This is a genomic window from Bacillus sp. FSL R5-0434 (assembly GCF_038004745.1).
GTDB classification, from domain to species: Bacteria; Bacillota; Bacilli; order Bacillales; family Bacillaceae; genus Bacillus; species Bacillus halotolerans.
Genome location: NZ_JBBORV010000001.1, coordinates 2442878 through 2461123, shown reverse-complemented (window position 1 = coordinate 2461123; position 18246 = coordinate 2442878). Strand labels below are relative to the sequence as shown.

At 42.0% G+C, this 18246-nt stretch carries 20 protein-coding genes; 13 read left to right on the top strand and 7 right to left on the bottom strand.

Annotated elements, in window-relative coordinates; translation table 11 throughout:
• Positions 1-72 precede the first annotated feature (72 nt).
• From cccA to NYE43_RS12595, 3 genes are all read left to right on the top strand, one after another.
• Positions 73-435, top strand: coding sequence for a cytochrome c550 (gene cccA / locus NYE43_RS12605; protein ID WP_003237051.1), 363 nt, complete (start codon positions 73-75; stop codon positions 433-435).
• Between the two features lie 226 nt (positions 436-661).
• Positions 662-1330, top strand: a complete 669-nt coding sequence (gene trmK, locus NYE43_RS12600) for a tRNA (adenine(22)-N(1))-methyltransferase TrmK (RefSeq protein ID WP_340928147.1) — start codon at positions 662-664, stop codon at positions 1328-1330.
• Positions 1323-2444: a Nif3-like dinuclear metal center hexameric protein gene (locus NYE43_RS12595; RefSeq protein ID WP_341062095.1), complete on the top strand. Its 1122-nt coding sequence runs from the start codon at positions 1323-1325 to the stop codon at positions 2442-2444. The genes trmK and NYE43_RS12595 overlap by 8 nt, the downstream gene beginning before the upstream one ends.
• Before the next feature lie 23 nt (positions 2445-2467).
• Here the strand turns inward: NYE43_RS12595 and NYE43_RS12590 are convergent, their stop codons facing one another.
• Positions 2468-3412: a 4-hydroxy-3-methylbut-2-enyl diphosphate reductase gene (locus tag NYE43_RS12590; RefSeq protein ID WP_101864539.1), complete on the bottom strand. Its 945-nt coding sequence runs from the start codon at positions 3410-3412 to the stop codon at positions 2468-2470.
• A gap of 123 nt (positions 3413-3535) precedes the next feature.
• Entirely contained in the window at positions 3536-4243 is a 708-nt protein-coding gene (vrrA, locus tag NYE43_RS12585) for a VrrA/YqfQ family protein (RefSeq protein ID WP_326366128.1), read from the bottom strand.
• 168 nt (positions 4244-4411) lie between these two features.
• Here vrrA and cshB point away from each other — a divergent pair, with 168 nt between their 5' ends.
• Complete coding sequence (cshB, locus tag NYE43_RS12580; protein ID WP_341062091.1) at positions 4412-5728, top strand: DEAD-box ATP-dependent RNA helicase CshB; 1317 nt, start codon at positions 4412-4414, stop codon at positions 5726-5728.
• A gap of 9 nt (positions 5729-5737) precedes the next feature.
• Positions 5738-6631: a deoxyribonuclease IV gene (locus tag NYE43_RS12575; RefSeq protein ID WP_024122077.1), complete on the top strand. Its 894-nt coding sequence runs from the start codon at positions 5738-5740 to the stop codon at positions 6629-6631.
• 33 nt (positions 6632-6664) lie between these two features.
• On the opposite strand, the gene NYE43_RS12570 is transcribed toward NYE43_RS12575, so the two are convergent.
• Positions 6665-6919, bottom strand: a complete 255-nt coding sequence (locus tag NYE43_RS12570) for a DUF2624 domain-containing protein (protein WP_024122076.1) — start codon at positions 6917-6919, stop codon at positions 6665-6667.
• A 116-nt stretch (positions 6920-7035) separates the two neighbouring features.
• Here NYE43_RS12570 and NYE43_RS12565 point away from each other — a divergent pair, with 116 nt between their 5' ends.
• Entirely contained in the window at positions 7036-7917 is an 882-nt protein-coding gene (locus NYE43_RS12565) for a YitT family protein (RefSeq protein ID WP_010334965.1), read from the top strand.
• Between the two features lie 141 nt (positions 7918-8058).
• Positions 8059-8496 (top strand): Fur family transcriptional regulator, encoded by a 438-nt coding sequence (locus NYE43_RS12560; RefSeq protein ID WP_010334964.1) that lies wholly within the window; start codon positions 8059-8061, stop codon positions 8494-8496.
• Positions 8497-8538: 42 nt separating this feature from the next.
• Here the strand turns inward: NYE43_RS12560 and NYE43_RS12555 are convergent, their stop codons facing one another.
• Entirely contained in the window at positions 8539-9120 is a 582-nt protein-coding gene (locus tag NYE43_RS12555; RefSeq protein ID WP_024122075.1) for a nucleotidase, read from the bottom strand.
• Positions 9121-9252: 132 nt separating this feature from the next.
• Between NYE43_RS12555 and NYE43_RS12550 the strand changes: the two genes are divergently transcribed.
• Positions 9253-9642, top strand: a complete 390-nt coding sequence (locus NYE43_RS12550; RefSeq protein WP_082687864.1) for a DUF308 domain-containing protein — start codon at positions 9253-9255, stop codon at positions 9640-9642.
• 25 nt (positions 9643-9667) lie between these two features.
• Here the strand turns inward: NYE43_RS12550 and ispG are convergent, their stop codons facing one another.
• The 3 genes from ispG to NYE43_RS12535 form a co-directional block, all read right to left on the bottom strand.
• Positions 9668-10786 carry a flavodoxin-dependent (E)-4-hydroxy-3-methylbut-2-enyl-diphosphate synthase gene (gene ispG, locus NYE43_RS12545; protein WP_173400513.1) on the bottom strand — a complete coding sequence of 373 codons (1119 nt, stop codon included), beginning with the start codon at positions 10784-10786 and terminating at the stop codon, positions 9668-9670.
• A 137-nt stretch (positions 10787-10923) separates the two neighbouring features.
• Positions 10924-11223 carry a LysM peptidoglycan-binding domain-containing protein gene (locus NYE43_RS12540; RefSeq protein ID WP_024122073.1) on the bottom strand — a complete coding sequence of 100 codons (300 nt, stop codon included), beginning with the start codon at positions 11221-11223 and terminating at the stop codon, positions 10924-10926.
• A gap of 97 nt (positions 11224-11320) precedes the next feature.
• Positions 11321-12082 carry a DUF1189 domain-containing protein gene (locus NYE43_RS12535; RefSeq protein WP_024122072.1) on the bottom strand — a complete coding sequence of 254 codons (762 nt, stop codon included), beginning with the start codon at positions 12080-12082 and terminating at the stop codon, positions 11321-11323.
• A 129-nt stretch (positions 12083-12211) separates the two neighbouring features.
• On the opposite strand from NYE43_RS12535, the gene NYE43_RS12530 reads away from it, so the two are divergent.
• The 5 genes from NYE43_RS12530 (at position 12212) to NYE43_RS12510 (ending at position 18200) form a co-directional block, all read left to right on the top strand.
• The gene (locus NYE43_RS12530; protein ID WP_010334953.1) at positions 12212-12694 is read left to right on the top strand and encodes a DUF456 domain-containing protein; all 483 of its coding nucleotides are present in this window, start codon (positions 12212-12214) and stop codon (positions 12692-12694) included.
• Positions 12695-12871: 177 nt separating this feature from the next.
• Positions 12872-13480 carry a superoxide dismutase SodA gene (gene sodA, locus NYE43_RS12525; RefSeq protein ID WP_024122071.1) on the top strand — a complete coding sequence of 203 codons (609 nt, stop codon included), beginning with the start codon at positions 12872-12874 and terminating at the stop codon, positions 13478-13480.
• 107 nt (positions 13481-13587) lie between these two features.
• A complete protein-coding gene (locus NYE43_RS12520; protein WP_024122070.1) occupies positions 13588-14880 on the top strand; it encodes an MFS transporter in 1293 nt (430 codons plus the stop codon).
• A gap of 113 nt (positions 14881-14993) precedes the next feature.
• Positions 14994-17144: a penicillin-binding protein 2A gene (gene pbpA / locus NYE43_RS12515; RefSeq protein WP_339233359.1), complete on the top strand. Its 2151-nt coding sequence runs from the start codon at positions 14994-14996 to the stop codon at positions 17142-17144.
• A 153-nt stretch (positions 17145-17297) separates the two neighbouring features.
• A complete protein-coding gene (locus tag NYE43_RS12510; RefSeq protein ID WP_103672279.1) occupies positions 17298-18200 on the top strand; it encodes a phosphate ABC transporter substrate-binding protein in 903 nt (300 codons plus the stop codon).
• The last annotated feature ends 46 nt before the right edge of the window (positions 18201-18246 follow it).

Here is an 18246-nt window from a genome sequence, read left to right as displayed (position 1 = left end):
TTACTTTTTGTAAAAATAAGTTAGAATTAGAAGTGTTTACATAGGGGGAAGGATCATAAAGGGGGAAGGGAAATGAAATGGAATCCGCTTATTCCATTTTTACTGATCGCTGTTTTAGGAATTGGTCTGACTTTCTTTTTATCAGTAAAGGGGCTTGATGACTCTCGCGAGATTGCGAGCGGGGGAGAAAGCAAGTCTGCTGAAAAAGATGATGCGAACGCTTCACCGGAAGACATTTACAAGGCAAATTGTATCGCGTGTCACGGGGAAAATTATGAAGGAGTTTCGGGTCCGAGTTTAAAAGGTGTAGGAGATAAGAAGGATGTCGCTGAAATCAAAACAAAGATTGAAAAAGGCGGTAACGGAATGCCTTCCGGTCTTGTTCCGGCTGATAAGCTTGATGACATGGCAGAATGGGTGTCTAAAATTAAATAAAGGATGTATCTTTCTCCTTATACGTTCTCAGGCCGCCGAGATGTTCTCGACAGCCTTTTATTTTTGTCCGTCATCCTGCAAAGAAATAAACTGAAAATCATTCACTCAGCTTGGATTCTGGGCTGATTTTTTATATGATAGAAAAGGAAAAAATGATTGAGAAAAGTTGTGATGACTAGTGAACGAATTAAAATTATCAAAACGATTACAAACAGTAGCGGAGTACATACCGGATGGAGCAGTAGTAGCGGATATTGGTTCTGACCATGCTTACCTTCCCTGTTATGCGGTGCTGAATCATAAAGCCAGCAAAGCTATTGCTGGAGAAATAACAGACGGTCCATTCTTATCTGCCAAACGGCAGATCGAAAAATCGGGCTTAAGCGCACACATAACGGTAAGGCAAGGAGACGGCCTGGAAGTGCTTCAGAAAGGTGAGGCTGACGCCATAACAATTGCCGGAATGGGCGGGTCACTGATCGCTCATATTTTAGAAGCAGGCAAAGAAAAACTGACAGGTAAAGAACGGCTTATTTTACAGCCGAATATTCATGCCGTTCATATTAGAGAGTGGCTGTATAAAGAAGGATACGCACTTATTGATGAAGTGATTCTTGAGGAAGACGGAAAGTGCTATGAGGTACTTGTCGCCGAATCCGGAGACAGAGATGCAGCTTATGCAGGAATTTCTTTGCCGGCCGGAATGCTCGTAGGCCCATTTTTGGCAAAAGAAAAGAATGCTGTATTTTTGAAAAAATGGACACAAGAGCTTCAGCATACTCAAAATATATATGAACAGATCAGCCGTGCTGCAACATCTGAAGATAACAAACAGAAATTGAAGGAACTAACCGATCGAATGAAGCTATTAAAGGAGGTTATCGATCATGGCTAAAACGGTAAACGGACAGCAAGTCATCCAGCTGTTTGAACAATTTTCTCCGAAAGCCTATGCAGTTGAGGGCGATAAAATCGGTCTGCAAATCGGCAGTTTAAATAAACCGGTTAAAAATGTGATGGTTACGCTGGATGTATTGGAAAGCGTTGTCGATGAAGCGATTGAAAAAGATGTTGATTTAATCATTGCGCACCATCCTCCTATTTTCCGGCCGCTAAAGCATATTTCAACTGATCAGCCCGGCGGAAGGCTGATTGAAAAGTGTTTGAAGCATGATATCGCTGTCTATGCGGCGCATACTAACTTAGATGTTGCTGATGGCGGCGTAAATGATCTGCTTGCTGAGGCCTTGGAGCTGAGTGAAACTGAAGTATTGGCCCCTACTTATACCGATCCTCTTAAAAAGCTGGTCGTATACGTGCCGAAAGAATATGAGGAGCAGGTCAGAGGAGCGCTGGGAAATGCGGGGGCAGGCCATATCGGTGACTACAGCCATTGTGCGTTTTCATCTGAGGGCATTGGCAGCTTTAAGCCACTGGACGGCGCACAGCCTTTTATCGGAGAGGTAGGAGAGCTTGAGCTCGTTCATGAAGTCAGACTGGAGACTGTGTTTCCTAAAAGCATAGAAAAAGCCGTTATAAACGCAATGATAAAAAGCCATCCATATGAAGAAGTGGCTTATGATGTTTATCCTGTCGAACAGTCACCAGCTGAAAAAGGGCTAGGCCGTGTCGGAACACTTAAAAATGAAATGACGCTTCAGGAATTCGCTTTGTTTGTGAAAGACAAGCTTCAAGTGAACGGCGTCAGAATGGTGGGACAGGCTGACAGCATGGTGAAGAAAGTAGCTGTTCTCGGAGGAGACGGGAACAAGTATATTCACCAGGCAAAACGAAAAGGCGCAGATGTTTACGTTACAGGTGATCTATATTTCCATGTTGCCCATGATGCGATGATGCTTGGTCTGAATGTCATTGATCCAGGCCATTACGCTGAAAAAATCATGAAAGAAGGCGTCACAAAAAAACTGACGTCAATGTGTAAGGATAAAAAAGTAAACGTCAATATCTTTATTTCTGAAACGGATACAAATCCATTTACTTTTCTATAAAAAAAACTGAGGCTGTGAGGGCCTCAGTTTTTTGCTTTCACTTTCGGAAGGATTTTTTTGAGCGGAACATTGTGTTCGATTGTCCAAGTTGATGGGTCTTCATGATCGAACTGTTCTAAAAAGCGAATTACTTCTTTGGTGATCGGTGTCGGTGTTGAAGCTCCGGCAGTAACGGCAACGGTATTTACGCCTTTAAGCCATTCCAATTTTAATTCGCTTAGATCGCCGATTCGGTACGCTTTTGTTCCGGCTATTTCCTCTGACACTTGAGCGAGCCGGTTTGAATTGTTGCTTTTCGGGTCGCCGACAACGATCGTTAAGTCCGCTTTTTTCGCCTGTTCCGATACAGCTTCCTGCCGTACCTGAGTAGCCAGGCAAATCTCTTGGTGATATTCAACGTGAGGATATTTTTCCTTCACAAGCTCCATAATATCGTGAACATCCCATTGAGACATTGTCGTTTGGTTTGTTACGATCAATTTTTCAGCTTGGATATCGAGATTTTTGACATCTTCCGGCGTTTCAACCAAGTGAACGATATCAGGCGCAACGCCAACCGCTCCTTCCGGCTCCGGATGGCCTTTTTTGCCGATATAGATTACGTGGTATCCTTTTTCTTTCATTTCTAAGATTAAATTGTGTGTTTTCGTTACATCCGGACATGTAGCATCTATTGCGACTAATCCTTTTTCTTCGGCGATTCGTCTAACCTCGGGAGAAACGCCGTGAGCTGTGAAAATGACAGTTCCTTTGTCAACCTGCTTCAGGATGTCCAGTCGATTAGCGCCGTCCAATGTATAAATGCCATCTTCCTCAAACGCATCAGTGACGTGTTTATTATGAACAATCATCCCGAGTATATAAATGGGTCTTGGCAAGCTTTTATCCAGTGCCGCGTTTTTAGCGATTACCATAGCGTCAACAACACCATAGCAATAGCCGCGCGGCGAAATTTTAATTACGTCCATTTTCGGTTGTCCTCCAATACAGAAGTGAGTAAAGGCAATATAAAAAGCCGTAATCAAACGGCTCTAATCTTGCATTCTTCTGATCTCCATTATAGCCAAACTCACTCCAGATATCAAAGAATGTTAAATATATAATCTCGGCTTTGAACTGCCTGATGTTTTTTTCGGGGAAGGAGAGGGCGTTTCCTTTTTCTTTGAGACAGATGTTTTTGATTCTTGTTCCTTCAAGTCCGGTGCTTCTGTTTTTTTTGCAGGTGATGAACTGCTTGCTTTTGATTTTTTCTTTTCGGCAGAGTCGTTGGACGCAGTTTTCTTTTCTGTTTCTGCACTTTCTTCCGATTCTGTCTTCGTTTCTTCTTCAGTGCCCTCTGTATCATCGTTTTTGCTTAATTGACTGTAAAGCTTTATCATTGCCGGCAGATTGCGGACTAAGGGTCCGTACTGCTGGATCATAGGGGTGACTTGCTGCGCCATGCCGAGCACTTTTTGCACATTGTTGAGCATACTGGATAACGATGCCGGATTGGCGAGATTTTGAATGCCTTGCAGACCTGCTCCTCCGCCTGCGGCTGCTCCGGGTGCCCCTGTGCCTCCTGCGCCGGGCAAAAATTTGGACAGCATCCCTTTTAAGCCTGTGCCCGCCCCATTTCTTGCTCCAGCGTTTGGCTGAGGAAGAAATTGCTGCCCTGATTGCTGGAAACCTTGCTGCGGCGGACCAAATGAAGGTCTTCGCATTTCAGGCGCTGTTCTTCCCATCATGCGCTGGTTTTGCATAGGGCGGGGCGGACCGGGCTGCGGATAGTTTCTCATTGGCTGCTGCTGTGAAAACATACTTGTACCTCCTTTCAGTTCTCTCTGCTATTACAATATGCATGGGTTTCGGTATTTGCTTTCCTTATCTGAATAAAACAAACGCCTTCCAAACGTGGTGTTTTTAACGTAAATCGGGTATAATGTGATGATGGACACATAATGTGCCGCTTTAAGGAGCTGGGAAAAATGAAAGAAACTAAATTTGATGTGTATGAATTGAAACCGTTTATTATAGATGCAGTACATCGCCTTGGTTTTTATGAACCGACTGATATTCAAAAAAGGCTGATTCCTGCTGTATTAAAAAAAGAAAGCGTCATCGGACAGTCTCAGACGGGAACCGGAAAGACTCACGCTTACTTACTTCCTTTGTTAAATAAAATTGATCCTGCTAAGGATGTCGTTCAGGTGGTCATCACGGCTCCGACGCGCGAGCTTGCCAACCAAATTTATCAGGAAGCGCTGAAAATCACGCAGGGTGCAGAAGGCGATTCGATCCGTTCGAAATGTTTTATCGGAGGAACAGATAAGCAGAAAGCCATTGATAAACTGAAAACGCAGCCGCATCTAGTCGTCGGAACGCCGGGACGGATTGCGGATTTAATCAAAGAACAGGCATTAAGTGTTCATAAAGCTGAGTCTCTTGTTATTGATGAAGCGGATTTAATGCTGGATATGGGGTTCCTTGCAGACGTTGATTACATTGGTTCACGCATGCCGGAGAATCTGCAGATGCTTGTGTTCTCTGCAACTATTCCGGAAAAGCTGAAACCGTTTTTGAAAAAATATATGGAAAATCCGAAATATGCCCACGTGGAGCCGAAACAGGTCACTGCTGCAAAAATTGAGCATATTCTTATTCCTTCAAAGCACCGTGATAAGGACAAGCTCCTTTTCGATATCATGACTAATCTGAACCCATACTTAGGCATTGTGTTTGCCAATACGAAAAACACTGCCGACCATATTGCCAAATATTTGATGGGCAAAGGTATGAAAATCGGACTTCTGCACGGCGGCTTAACGCCTCGTGAGCGGAAAAAAGTCATGAAGCAGATTAATGATTTGGAATTCACTTATGTAATTGCAACTGACCTCGCCGCAAGAGGTATTGATATTAAAGGTGTCAGCCATGTCATCAACTATGAGCTGCCGGATGATCTTGATTTCTATGTTCACCGTGTGGGCAGAACAGCGCGCGCGGGTTCTTCAGGACAGGCCATGACAATTTATGAGCTTTCTGATGAGGATGCATTGGTGAAGCTTGAGAAAATGGGTATTGAGTTTGATTACCTGGAGATTGAAAAAGGCGAATGGAAAAAAGGCGATGACCGCCAGCGCCGCCAAAAGCGTAAAAAGACGCCAAACGAAGCAGATGAAATCGCCCATCGTCTCGTGAAAAAGCCGAAGAAGGTTAAGCCGGGATATAAAAAGAAAATGAGCTACGAGATGGAGAAAATTAAGAAAAAACAGCGAAGAAATCAATCTAAAAAAAGAAAGTAGGGGAACCGGTTGTTGAGAATAGGTTCACACGTCTCTATGAGCGGGAAACATATGCTTCTGGCTGCGAGTCAGGAAGCAGTCTCTTACGGGGCGAACACGTTTATGATTTATACAGGTGCGCCGCAAAATACGCGCCGAAAAAAAATTGAAGACTTAAATATAGAAGCCGGCCGCGCTCACATGCAGGAAAACGGGATCGACGAAATTATCGTACACGCGCCTTATATTATTAATATTGGCAATACGGTCAATCCGGCTACGTTTGAGCTTGGTGTTGATTTTCTCCGCTCAGAAATTGAGCGGACAGCTGCTATCGGCGCAAAGCAAATCGTCCTTCACCCGGGTGCTCATGTTGGGGCGGGAGCCGAAGAAGGCATTAAAAAAATCATTGAAGGCTTAAATGAAGTCATTGATCCGAATCAAAATGTGCAGATTGCATTAGAAACAATGGCAGGCAAAGGATCTGAATGCGGCAGAAGCTTTGAAGAGCTTGCGCAAATTATTGATGGCGTGACACACAATGAGCATTTGTCTGTATGCTTTGACACATGCCATACACATGATGCCGGCTACAATATTGTCGAAGATTTTGACGGAGTGCTGAATGAGTTCGATAAAATTGTCGGTATTGACAGAATCAAAGTGCTCCATATCAATGACAGCAAAAATATCAAAGGCGCGAGAAAAGACCGTCATGAAAATATTGGCTTCGGGGAAATCGGGTTTGACGCATTGCAATATGTCGTTCATCATGAGCAGTTAAAAGACATTCCGAAAATCCTTGAAACGCCGTATGTCGGTGAAGATAAAAAGAACAAAAAACCGCCGTACCGTTTTGAAATTCAAATGCTGAAAGAAAAGCAATTTGACAACACATTACTCGAAAAGATTTTACAGCAATAAAAAAAGGGGGGGATTGAATTCCCCCCCCTTTTTTCAGCTTGTGAACTGTTTGAAAAGTTCATGAACGGTTTGAGCTGTTTCTTTTGAAGTAATGGATTCTACTTGTTTCAGCAGCCGCGTACGTTCCTGCTCATTAAAAATATTCACATTTTTCCCGTATAACAGGTTTGCTACTTCAACTGCCTGCGGTTTTGACAGACTGATTCCGTATTGCTTAGAGTACTTCAATAAATCTTCAGCAGTGGCTTGATTGAGCCTCTGCAAAATAATTCTTTGAAATAATATCATCGAACATTCCACCTCTCAGACATAATGTATGGGCAAATCAGTAAAATGTGTCAGCATTTCATGGTAAAATAGAGTCATAGTCTATTTAAAATAGTTATTGCAGGAAAGGAGATTTTATGACCCCAACAAAACAACACAAAAGAGAATCATTTACCCATTTTATATTCAGGGTCATCATGATTCTGATTGGAGCTGCGTCTGCGGCGGTAAGTATTGAATTATTTTTAGTCCCCAATGATTTTATTGATGGAGGCATTATCGGTGTATCACTTATTTTAGACCACCTCTTTATGTCAAACCCCTTTCTGAATTTCGCTGTATTCGTTGTCATCTTAAACATTCCTTTTATGATCTTCGGATATAAATATATCGGTAAGACCTTCCTCGTTTCTACTGTTATCGGGATTGTCGGCCTTGCCTTAATCGAATCCTCGCTTCACCACGTAGAAGCCATTACGACACAGCCTATTCTGGCTACAGTATTCGGAGGTCTTTTGCTCGGCTTTGGTGTCGGGCTGGTAATTCGAAACGGTGGTTCAATGGACGGCACAGAAATTCTCGGTATCCTTCTAACGAAAAAACTGCCGTTTTCAGTTGGTGAGTTTGTGATGCTCATCAATGTATTTATCTTTATTTGGGCCGGTTTTGTGTTCGGTCCTGAGCAAGCTATGTATTCTTTCATGACTTACTACATTGCCATGAAAACCATTGATGCGGTCATCCAAGGGCTGGATGAAACAAAAGCTGTGATTATTGTCTCGGACCAGTATGATGAGATTTCCGACGCTATATTACACCGTCTCGGACGCGGAACAACGAAGCTGAAGGGAAAAGGCGGCTATACAGACGAGGAAAAAGATGTGATTTATGCAGTTGTCACAAGGCTGGAAGTGACCAAGCTCAAATCCATTGTGTTTGAAGTCGATGATAATGCATTTATTACAATTATGAATACTCATGAAACAAGAGGCGGTAAATTCAAAACCGCAATCCACTAGGCTTTCATTTACTTTTATTCATTTTATGGGTATAATTTTATCAGTAGTAAAGAAAATGGCTTGCTGGTCAGACAGCTGCCATTTTCTTTTTGATATATAAGATACGTTCGTTCTTAAGCAAAGCGAAAAGGGGGGCCCTTCATGAACGTACAAGAAGCGCTGAACTTACTGAAAGAAAACGGATATAAATATACAAGCAAACGGGAAGATATGCTTCAGCTTTTTGCTGATTCGGACAGGTATCTGACCGCTAAAAATGTACTGTCTGCACTAAATGATGATTATCCCGGTTTAAGCTTTGATACGATTTACAGAAACCTTTCTTTATATGAAGAGCTAGGTATTTTGGAAACGACTGAGCTCTCCGGTGAAAAGCTGTTCCGATTTAAATGCTCATTTACTCATCATCACCATCACTTTATTTGCTTGGCTTGCGGCAAAACAAAGGAAATTGAGTCTTGTCCGATGGATAAGCTCTATGATGATCTAGATGGCTATCAGATCAGCGGGCATAAATTTGAGATTTACGGGACATGTCCAAGCTGTGAACAGGAAAAGCAAGATCAACCTTCTGCGTAAGAGTTAAGGATAGAGAAAAAGGAGCCTGATCAGGCTCCTTTTTTAATTTTTCACACGTATGAAATAATGTTTATTTTCATTTATCCATTGAACCGCTTCGAGCCAGTTGTTAACTCTAATGATATTTGAATCGATCGGAAGCTGGTTATAAGGCGAATTGAATAAAATCACCGGTATACCGGCTTCTTTTGCAATCATCATTGCGTTTCCGTGATGATCCTCAAAAAACAAGTCGATGTCATGTTTTTTGACCGCTTCGACTTTATGATGCCCGCCCACGAGCTCTATGTGATCATAATGGATGTTTTGTCTGTCAAACCATTCGAACGTAACATCGCTTAAATGAGTCCTTCTCGCCGTAATATAAATCAGCCGGTGCTCCTCTTTGAGGAGGTCAAGGGACTGTTTTGCATGCTGCGCAAGAAGTGCTTCTTTATATATGATTGCTTCATTTTGATTCATCCAATCCCAAAATTCTTCCTGTGTAATATGTAACAGTTTTGTTAAATCATAATCCGTCATATCGTTTAATGAAATGGAAAGATTAAACGAGCGGTTTAAATAAGGGACGAATGTATCCTGAGCCGTGATTGTGCCGTCAATATCTATTCCTAACCGTAACATGCCCACACTCCTTCAGTTTCATCCTTTCAAGTGTAACATAAACAATTAACATTACCAGAAAAGTTTAGCAAACATGAATCAGCAAAAATGGATCAAACTATAAAAGCTCCTTTAATAAAACAGAAGGGGGAATTGAAGGTGGCAAACGATTACGAAAAACGTGATAACAACAGTTACTATGTAGATCATGGTTCTGAAGGAACAAATATTACCCGCGACAATGATGGTTTTTTTGAGGAAACGGCTGCTGAAATTGCAGAGCCTTTCCGTGCTTCTGACCGAAGCGGTGACCAAGAGAATGACCGCAGCGGCGGAAATGTCAATGAAGGACGGGGGATAGGGTATATCGCTTTAGCCTTGTCCATTATTTCATTGTTTGTTCTTCCTGTTTTGTTGGGAGCTGCCGGTATTATTGTCGGCTATATCGCAAGAAGAAGAGGAGCCCAAAGCCTGGGTGCATGGGCTATGGGGATTGGTGTTGTTTCATTAGTGCTTGGAATATTTATTATTCCATTTTTCTAATACAAAAAAGCTTGACGGGTTTCCGTCAAGCTTTTTGTGTTTCTTCATCTAATTTCGCTTTTTCAGCCTCAAGTTTTGCGTAGTGCTCTTCAGCAAGTATGTCGATTTCTTTTTTCAGTTCTTCAACCATTGTTTCTTCTGGAACCTTACGGACAATTTTACCTTTTCGGAACAGAAGACCTTCGCCGCGTGCTCCAGCGATGCCGATATCAGCTTCTCTCGCTTCACCCGGGCCGTTTACCGCACATCCGAGAACGGCAACTTTAATCGGCGCTTTCACTTTAGAAATGTATTCTTCCACTTCGTTGGCGATACTGATCAAATCAATCTCGATACGGCCGCAAGTCGGGCAAGAGATGAGGGTTGCAGCGTTAGAGGCCAAACCAAAGGATTTCAATAGCTCTCTCGCTACTTTAACCTCTTCAACCGGGTCTGCGCTTAATGAGATACGCAGGGTGTTACCGATGCCCTTGCTTAAAATCGCGCCAAGTCCTGCTGCGCTTTTTACTGTACCGGCAAACAGCGTTCCTGACTCGGTGATTCCGAGGTGAAGCGGGTAATCAAATGCTTTTGACGCTTTTTCGTAAGCCTCGATGGCAAGGTTTACGTCAGAAGCCTTCATGCTGACGATAATATCGTGAAAATCTAGATCTTCAAGAATCTTAATGTGATGAAGAGCGCTTTCTACCATGCCGTCTGCTGTCGGATATCCGTATTTTTCTAAAATCCGTTTTTCCAATGAACCTGCGTTTACACCAATTCGGATTGGAATCCCTTTTTCTTTTGCCGCTTTAACGACCGCTTCGACTTTTTCACGGCGGCCGATGTTGCCAGGGTTGATTCGTATTTTATCTGCGCCGCCTTCAATGGCTTTTAACGCAAGCTTATAATCAAAATGAATGTCAACGACGAGCGGAATGGAGATGCGTTTTTTAATATCCGCAATGGCGTTTGCCGCCCGTTCATCCGGACAAGCCACCCGCACGATTTGGCATCCGGCTTCAGCCAGCCGGTTAATTTCCGCAACCGTTGCTTCTACATCATGTGTTTTGGTTGTTGTCATGCTTTGGATAACGACTTCATTGTTACCGCCTATTGTTAAAGGTCCCACTTTAACGGGACGCGTTTTTGTACGATGGGTGATTTCACTCACTTGTCAATCGCTCCTTAATTGTAGTTGCCGCTTCTAGATAGAATAAACCTAGTATGGTGTATGTCAATGTATTTTACAAATTATATTGTAACAGTGTATTCGCCGAACTGACAAGAAATTAACGTTAATTATGGGTAGACCGGGAATTTGTATGCTGTTCCTGCTTGAATCGTATTGGCTTTTACACTTGGATTAAGCGTTTCAAAATCCTTTACAATATCGTCAGGGGAACTTGCAGACCCGACAATTGACATGACCGTGTCACCCGGTTTTACCGTCACCGTTTTATACGCTGTTTCCTGTACAGTTGTTTTTGCCGATGCTTTATAGACAGGGAGGTTCTGAATGGGGATCGTTCCAATTTTAAGATCATAAAAAATAATAAAAAGGATAAAGAGAATGCTGAATACAAAAGTGAGACGTTTCATTGATTTTGCCTCCCGCATACAAAATTTTTATAACATTGTATGCTTGTCCGTGTTGATTCATGACAAAAGAAAAGAGACTGCGAAGGCAGTCTCCGAATTAAGCAACAGCTTTTTTGGACGGGAGCTCTTTTAATACGAGAAACAGGATGACAAAGTTAACAAACCAGTTGACTAAAAATTCACTTGGCACCGTTGTTTCTAACGCACGCATAATCGTAAAAAATATTGTTGAAAGGGTAATGGAGTAAGCAGAAAGCTTCCATAGCTGCTGGTAGGACAGCTGCTTTTGCTGAGCGTTCTTTATGATTAGCCCGATAAGCGCCAAGAATGATACCTCAATAAATTTTCCCGCCGCTGTCACGAGAAAAATGAGTACCGAGAGAACAGTCACGATCATTGTTTTATTTTGGTTTAACCCTGCAGTGACATCTTTTTTGGTTAAATCTGACGGCATCATTGAGTAAGCCATCTCTTGGGCCTGTCCGTCAATGGCCAAAACAAACTTATCCTGAAGTATACCTATTGCGTTTTGCTTTGCTTTGATTTGTTCAGTGCCATATGCATCCGTCGGATCAAACACAATGACAAAGCCGTTTGCCTTTGATTCTGTGGCTTTTTTTTCATCCGTCTGAAGTTTGCCGTTTGAAATTGTGAAATCAGGGAAATCTTTGTTTAAAACGGATTTAAAGCCGTTCATAGATTGGACGGTCCCTGAGCTTACATAATAAGCAGTGGGGATCGCAAAAAGGACAGAAAGCAAAAATACATAAAGAATCGCTTTTCCGATTCCTTGAAATCTTGTTTTTGCAATATCCCGTGGAGAGTATGTACTTTTGATGAAAAGCTGAAATACATTCACTGTCTTCACTTCCTAGCTATACAATATATGTTGCTTATTGTATCGTTGCCTGCGTATGAATACAAGGAAGACCTGCATTGGCAGAAGTGTAAGATAAGAGATGTAAGCATAATGAGGAGGATGGATTCTATGGATATTTTGTATTGGCTGTTGATCGCGGCACTATTTATCATCGCTTTTATCGGGCTTGTGTATCCTGTTATTCCAAGTGTTGTATTTATCGTTGCCGGTTTTGTATTATACGGATTTTTGTTTTCTTTCAGTCCGTATTCCTATATGTTCTGGCTGGTTGAAGCTGTATTCGCCGCAGTATTATTCGCCGCAGATTACGTTTCCAATCTGCTTGGTGTAAAGAGGTTCGGCGGAAGCAAAGCTGCTATTTGGGGGAGTACGATCGGGTTGTTGATCGGTCCCTTTGTGATTCCGGTTGCGGGGATTATTTTAGGGCCGTTTATCGGAGCTGTTTGCGCAGAGCTTATCGTACATCAAAAAGATGTAAAATCAGCGTTTAAAATTGGGCTAGGCTCATTGATCGGCTTTTTAACGGGGGTCATTGCAAAGGGAATTATTCAGCTTTTAATGATCGGATATTTTTTATGGACTGTCCTGTAAGAATTGCTGTCAGGAGGTTTAAGGGGGCAAAGTAACGGTTAAAGTGAAATATGTCTGCTGAAATAGCCAAATTGTGAGCTTTTTCATTGATTACACGGCGTTCTTTTGTTACATTGAATGAAGAAAGGCTCGCTGTGAAGCGGCATTTCAGTACATATATATTAAGGAGGAATTATCATGGCTTACGAACTTCCAGAATTACCTTATGCGTACGATGCTTTAGAACCGCATATCGACAAGGAAACTATGAATATTCACCATACGAAGCACCATAACACATACGTTACAAATTTAAACAAAGCGGTTGAAGGAAACACTGCTCTTGCAAACAAATCAGTTGAAGAGCTTGTTGCAGATCTAGATTCTGTTCCTGAAAACATCCGCACAGCAGTCCGCAACAATGGCGGCGGACACGCGAACCACAAATTATTCTGGACACTTTTATCTCCAAACGGCGGTGGCGAGCCAACTGGCGAGCTTGCTGAAGAGATCAACAGTGTATTTGGAAGCTTGGACAAATTCAAAGAACAATTCGCTGCAGCAGCAGCTGGACGTTTCGGTTCAGGCTGGGCATGGCTTGTTGTAAATAACGGCAAACTTGAAATCACAAGCACGCCAAACCAAGATTCTCCGCTTTCTGAAGGCAAAACGCCTATCCTAGGTCTTGATGTTTGGGAGCATGCTTACTACCTTAACTATCAAAACCGCCGTCCTGATTACATTTCAGCTTTCTGGAATGTGGTAAACTGGGACGAAGTTGCTCGTCTTTACAGCGCAGCAAAATAATAACGCAAAACAAGGCCCTCATAAAAGGGCCTTGTTTTTTTATGTCTTCTCTTTACATATCTCGGTTTCAGTGAGACAGACTAAGGGGTAGTAAAGGGGAGTCAGTAATGAGCAAACTAAAAAAGGTAATTGGAGATGTAAATGTAAATAAAGGATTACTTCTTCTGCTGACCGTTGGCGGTCTTTACTCGTTAGGAATTGCGCTTTCCAATACATTTGTGAATGTGTATCTCTGGAAGCAGTCAGGAAAATTTATTGATTTGGCGATATACAACTTATCGATTGTGACGATGCAGCCGATAACATTTTATTTAGCTGGCCGATTAGCCAAAAAAATAGACCGGGTTTTCATTCTTAGATTTGGAGTGATTTTTTTAGCAGCATTTTATTTAAGTGTGCTGCTGGCTGGAGAAACTGCAGCATCACGTCTTGTTCTCATCGGAGCGGTGCTCGGAGTAGGCTATGGATTTTACTGGCTCGCGTTTAATGTGCTCACCTTTGAAATAACAGAGCCTGATACGCGGGATTTTTTCAACGGCTTTATGGGCATCCTGTCCTCATCTGCAGGAATGATTGGTCCGATTGTTGCAGGATTTGTCATCTCAAGGCTTGAAAATAATACGGGTTACACTGTCATTTTCAGTCTCTCCCTCAGTTTATTTGCACTGGCTGTCGTGATGAGCTTCTTCCTAAAACGGAGAGAATCAAAGGGCCAATTTATGCTGAGTAAGGTATTTGGAGAACGCCACACTAATATGAACTGGCGGCGAATTACAAATGCGCATTTTTTTCAGGGCTTGAGAGAAGGGATTTTCGTCTTTTTAATCAGTGTTTTTGTGTTTATTGAGACAAACAGCGAACTGGCCCTCGGAACCTTTGGTCTCGTCAACTCTGCTGTTTCCTTTTTTGCCTATTATTTTGCTTCAAGGCTGATCAAGAAGAAGGCCCGTAAAAAATCAATTTTGCTGGGCGGCCTTATTCTCTATGGCGCGCTGTTTTTGATACTCTTTCATATGAGCTTTACGACATTATTGACGTACGGCGTGTTTATTGCGATCGGCTATCCTCTTTTGCTCGTGCCTTATGTATCGCTTACATATGATGTCATAGGACGGGCCAGACATGCCAGAAAAGCGAGAATTGAATATATCGTGCTGAGAGAAATGTTTTTAAACGCCGGCAGAATTGTTTCGATTTTATGCTTTCTCCTTATCGTGGCCCTTTTTAAAGAAGATATGGGTATACCGTTGTCGCTTGCCATCTTGGGCATCGGGCATCCGCTCATTTATTACTTTGTCAAGGATATTCGTTTTAAAGAGAAAGAAGAGGAAAATGAAACTATGGAAGAAGACGGCCACAAACGGGTGACTGAACCGAACCTTTTAAAAGGCGAAAGATAATTTTTTGGCAATAAGGGGTTATCTGTAGAAAAAAGTCGAAAAAACCTTTAAAATGAAAAATGGCACTCTTACGTGAGTGTCTTTTCTTTCTGTAAATAGAAAAAGGTGATGTTATGAGGAGAAATAAACAAAAAAAGCAAAATCATAAAGAGAAAAAGAAGTCGCTTCCGATCCGGCTGAATATTTTATTTTTGGCCGCTTTTGTTATATTCACCTGGATTATTGTGGAGCTTGGCATTAAGCAGATCGTTCAAGGCGATGATTACAAAAATCAAGCCAATCAGCAGGAACAAAGTGAAGTCAGCTCGGCGGTGCCGCGCGGGAAAATTTATGATCGGAATTTTAATGCCATTGTAACAAATAAGGCTTTAAATGCGATTACATACACCAGATCTAAATCTACAACGCAAGAACAGCGTTTGAAAATCGCAAAAAAGCTGGCGGATATGATTAAAGTCGATACAAAAAAAGTAACAGAACGGGATAAAAAAGATTATTGGATTTTGACTAGACCAAAAGAAGCGAAAAAGCTGATTACTTCTAAGGAAAGACAGCAAGTGGAAAATAAAAAATTATCAGATGATGATTTATACCAGCTCCAGCTAAAACGGATTACCGATAAGCAGCTGAATGAATTGACTGATAAAGACATGCAGATTCTCGCCATTAAAAGACAGATGGACTCCGGATATGCGTTAACGCCGCAATACATCAAAAATGAAGATGTATCAGCGAAAGAAATGGCAGTTGTAAGTGAACATTTAGATGAACTCCCGGGTGTTGATGTCACGTCAGACTGGGAACGTGAATATCCGTATAAAAATCTTCTCCGCTCAGTGCTCGGAAGTGTATCAAGCTCTGATGAAGGATTGCCATCCAACTTGCTCGACCATTATCTGTCGCTTGGCTACAGCCGAAATGACAGGGTCGGAAAAAGCTACTTAGAATATCAATACGAAAGCCTTTTGCAAGGCCAAAAAGCTAAGGTGGAAAATATCACAGATTCAAATGGCAATGTAACGGGAACAAAGACCGTTTCTGAAGGGAAAGCCGGTAAAGATCTCGTGCTTACGATTGACATTGACTTGCAAAAATCAGTTGAAAAAATCATTGAGAAAAACCTCAAGTCTGCTAAAGCAAGACCAAGTACTGAATTGTTAGACCGGGCATTTGTCGTCATGATGGACCCGAGAAACGGCGAAGTGCTGACGATGGCGGGTAAGCAGATTAAAACAGAAAACGGGAAATATAAAATTGATGATTACGCACTAGGGAATATGACGTCATCTTATGCTATGGGATCAGCTGTCAAAGGCGCAACTGTACTGACAGGTCTTCAAACCGGTGCCATCAATCTGAATACAGTTTTTCAGGATGAACCATTATATATTGGCCAGGATAAAAACGGCAAAAAATCGTGGACTACTTTGGGACCTGTTAATATTCAAAGAGCCTTAGAGCAGTCTTCAAACGTATTCATGTTTAAAACTGCAATCGCACTTGGAAAAGGTGAATATAAACCGCATCAAGCTTTACCGATTGATACGACGGCTTTTGATACGTTCCGGAATTATTTCAGTCAATTTGGACTTGGTGTAAAAACTGGGATTGACCTTCCAAATGAAATGACAGGCTATAAAGGAACAAGCAGATTGACGGGATTCTTGCTAGACTATGCTATCGGCCAATATGATACGTATACACCGCTCGAACTAGCACAATATGTATCAACAATCGCAAATGGTGGCTACCGCTTGAAACCTCAGCTTGTAAAAGAAGTAAGGGAACCTGATGCAGAAAAAGGAATCGGGGCGGTCGTACAATCTGTTCAGCCTGAAGTGCTGAATAAAGTGGACATGAAAAGCGATTATATTAAAGAGGTTCAAGCCGGGTTTAGACGAGTCGCGACTAAAGGAACTGCGGCAAGTCAATTTGCTTCAGCATCTTATAAACCTGCTGCTAAAACAGGAACAGCACAATCGTTCTATGACGGACCAAATAAATCAAAAACAGGTGAAAGTACTTATAATACAACACTTGTTGCTTATGCGCCTGCTGATAACCCTGAGGTTGCCATCTCTGTTGTAGTTCCTTGGGCTTATGTAGATTACAGCGCTAAATATACCATTACGAACGAAATCGGCAGAGAAGTATTGGATAAATATTTTGAGCTGAAATCGAAGCAGGACAAAGAAGATACTCAGCAAAAGAATAAAGACAAAATCGAAGAAAAAGCAGAAAACACCTCGTCTTCTGCTAACTAAACAGAAACGCCCACATCATGTGGGCGTTTTTTTATACAAAAAAATGCACGGATTTACAAAACCTTAACATTCGATTTAAACCTATTTTACATAGAACCTTTACTCTATACGTGTAGGACAAATTACACATTATACGCAGGGGGAATTCAGGAAATGAAAAAAAACAAATTGGTGCTTATGCTTCTGATGGCTGCTTTTATGATGATTGCAGCTGCATGCGGAAACGCAGGAGAAAGTGAAAAAACAAATAGCGGCTCTGCAAAAGGAGAAGAAAAGGCATCAGGTTCTTTAACCATTTCTGGTTCATCGGCCATGCAGCCATTAGTACTTGCAGCTGCAGAAAAATTTATGGAAGAAAACCCTGATGCTGATATACAGGTACAAGCAGGGGGGTCTGGAACAGGGCTTTCTCAAGTATCTGAAGGAGCTGTTCAAATCGGAAATTCAGATGTTTTCGCTGAAGAAAAAGAAGGTATCAACGCAAAAGCGCTTGTAGACCATCAAGTTGCAGTAGTCGGTATGGCAGCGGCTGTAAACCCTGATACAGGTGTAAAAGATATCTCAAAAGATGAATTGAAAAAAATCTTCACTGGCAAAATCAAAAACTGGAAAGAGCTTGGCGGAAAGGACCAAAAAATTACGCTTGTAAACCGTCCTGATTCTTCAGGTACACGTGCTACATTTGTAAAATACGCGCTTGACGGAGAAGAACCAGCAGAAGGCATTACTGAGGATTCTTCCAACACTGTGAAAAAAATTATTGCTGATACTCCGGGAGCGATTGGATATCTTGCATTCTCATATTTAACAGATGACAAGGTAACAGCTTTATCTATTGACGGTGTGAAGCCAGAAGCGAAAAACGTTACAACTGGAGAATATCCAATCTGGGCTTATCAGCATTCTTATACAAAAGGCGAAGCGAAAGATCTAGCGAAAGAATTTCTTGATTATCTAAAGAGTGAAGACATTCAAAAAAGCATTGTAACTGACCAAGGGTACATTCCGGTGACTGATATGAAAGTGACTCGCGATGCCAAAGGGAAGCAAAGCTGATCTAAATAAAAAGAGGAGTGCGGAGACTTCCGTTTCTCCTCTTAAC

Excerpts from the sequence above, each read along its gene's own strand:
- pbpA (WP_339233359.1), top strand. The coding sequence starts at position 14,994 with ATGAGGAGAAATAAACAAAAAAAGCAAAATCATAAAGAGAAAAAGAAG.
- cshB (WP_341062091.1), top strand. The coding sequence starts at position 4,412 with ATGAAAGAAACTAAATTTGATGTGTATGAATTGAAACCGTTTATTATA.
- NYE43_RS12590 (WP_101864539.1), bottom strand. The coding sequence starts at position 3,412 with ATGGACGTAATTAAAATTTCGCCGCGCGGCTATTGCTATGGTGTTGTT.
- NYE43_RS12570 (WP_024122076.1), bottom strand. The coding sequence starts at position 6,919 with ATGATATTATTTCAAAGAATTATTTTGCAGAGGCTCAATCAAGCCACT.
- NYE43_RS12595 (WP_341062095.1), top strand. The coding sequence starts at position 1,323 with ATGGCTAAAACGGTAAACGGACAGCAAGTCATCCAGCTGTTTGAACAA.
- cccA (WP_003237051.1), top strand. The coding sequence starts at position 73 with ATGAAATGGAATCCGCTTATTCCATTTTTACTGATCGCTGTTTTAGGA.
- NYE43_RS12560 (WP_010334964.1), top strand. The coding sequence starts at position 8,059 with ATGAACGTACAAGAAGCGCTGAACTTACTGAAAGAAAACGGATATAAA.
- vrrA (WP_326366128.1), bottom strand. The coding sequence starts at position 4,243 with ATGTTTTCACAGCAGCAGCCAATGAGAAACTATCCGCAGCCCGGTCCG.
- NYE43_RS12510 (WP_103672279.1), top strand. The coding sequence starts at position 17,298 with ATGAAAAAAAACAAATTGGTGCTTATGCTTCTGATGGCTGCTTTTATG.
- NYE43_RS12540 (WP_024122073.1), bottom strand. The coding sequence starts at position 11,223 with ATGAAACGTCTCACTTTTGTATTCAGCATTCTCTTTATCCTTTTTATT.
- NYE43_RS12555 (WP_024122075.1), bottom strand. The coding sequence starts at position 9,120 with ATGTTACGGTTAGGAATAGATATTGACGGCACAATCACGGCTCAGGAT.
- sodA (WP_024122071.1), top strand. The coding sequence starts at position 12,872 with ATGGCTTACGAACTTCCAGAATTACCTTATGCGTACGATGCTTTAGAA.
- NYE43_RS12565 (WP_010334965.1), top strand. The coding sequence starts at position 7,036 with ATGACCCCAACAAAACAACACAAAAGAGAATCATTTACCCATTTTATA.
- NYE43_RS12530 (WP_010334953.1), top strand. The coding sequence starts at position 12,212 with ATGGATATTTTGTATTGGCTGTTGATCGCGGCACTATTTATCATCGCT.
- NYE43_RS12520 (WP_024122070.1), top strand. The coding sequence starts at position 13,588 with ATGAGCAAACTAAAAAAGGTAATTGGAGATGTAAATGTAAATAAAGGA.